This window comes from Lysinibacillus odysseyi 34hs-1 = NBRC 100172 (assembly GCF_001591965.1).
GTDB lineage: Bacteria > Bacillota > Bacilli > Bacillales_A > Planococcaceae > Lysinibacillus_B > Lysinibacillus_B odysseyi.
On the sequence record NZ_BCVX01000031.1, the window covers coordinates 1 to 1271 of the forward strand.

1 protein-coding gene is annotated in these 1271 nt (G+C 40.4%); it reads right to left on the minus strand.

Features of this window, described 5'->3' with window-relative positions:
• Nucleotides 1-39 precede the first annotated feature (39 nt).
• Nucleotides 40-1181, minus strand: a protein-coding gene (locus tag BOD01S_RS22265) for an IS3 family transposase (RefSeq protein WP_156475403.1) whose coding sequence is annotated in 2 segments (ribosomal slippage) — nt 40-908 and nt 908-1181 — 1143 coding nt in all. Because the reading frame shifts where the segments join, the coding sequence is not laid out codon by codon here.
• Nucleotides 1182-1271: the final 90 nt, after the last annotated feature.

A 1271-nucleotide genomic window follows, 5' to 3' on the forward strand; every position in this document is an offset into this window, starting at 1 on the left:
CACTGAGTGTCGTTTTTGAGACAGTAAGAAAACACCTTATTAAACTGCCAGTTGGCGGTATTTTACCGGCGACTGGTTGTTTAATTTCGTTTGAATCCGGATATTGTTATAATAGGTAATATAGGTTTCGACGATTTGTTTTACGTGCGCATTTGTCGTACTGTAAATGTCGTCGAGATAGAACGTTTCTGACTTTAGCGAGGAGTGAAACGTTTCGATCGGGGAATTATCAGCGGGCGTGCCCTTACGGGACATGCTCATGGTAATTCCTTTTTCTTTTACGGCTTTCTGATAGGCATAGGATGTATAGACAGATCCTTGGTCACTATGCAATAAACAATCTTTTGACAAGTTATCTAGCTGTTGAAGTGTATCTAATACAAGGGTAACATCTTGGACAGATCCAATCGTATAGGCAATGATTTCACCATTATAAAGATCCATTATGCTTGAAAGATACATCATAGATTGACCAAAAGGCAAGTACGTAATATCTGTCACGAGTTTCTGACATGACTTCGATGCGCCAAAGGCGCGTGCTAATTGATTTTCAGCCACATGCGTTGGCTGCCCAGTTCGCTTTCTCTTTTTTACTTTTACCCGGCAAGACCAACCGTATTTTTGCATGATGCGTTGGACTGTTTTTTCACTGATTCCTGGGAATAGTGCTGCGATTTTACGATAGCCATATCGGAATTTATGCTCGGCGCACACCTTCCCAATTGCTTGGTCACGTTCATTCTTCTTGGAAAGGCACTGTGCCTCTTTTCTCCAGCGGTAATAGGAGGAACGGGCTACACCTAAATGCGCACACACTGTTTGAATCGGCATGATCTCCTTCAATTCATCTACTAATTCTACAATGATTTTCCCAACCACTTCCTCTCCAATTCGGCGTACTTTTTTAATACTTCAATCTGTTGTTTCAAATAGCGGTTCTCAACTTGTAGTCGCGCTTCTTCTGAATCATATTCTGGCCCTTTACCGAAGGTATATTGCTTACCTACTGGTTGATGGAAACGATGCATTTCTCCGTTTTTGTACCATTTCATCCAAGTCATTAATTGTGTTTTATTTTTGATATTCAATTCCTCCATTACCTGTTTAACCGAAATGCCTGCTAGTCTCATTTCGATTGCTTTCATTTTAACTTCAGCCGGATAACTTACTCTTGTGCCCATAAAAAAACACCTCCACATTGATTTCCTGGTATTCAATACCCGTTTTCAACGTAAGGTGTTTTTAAATTGTCTCATTTATTTAGGTCAGTG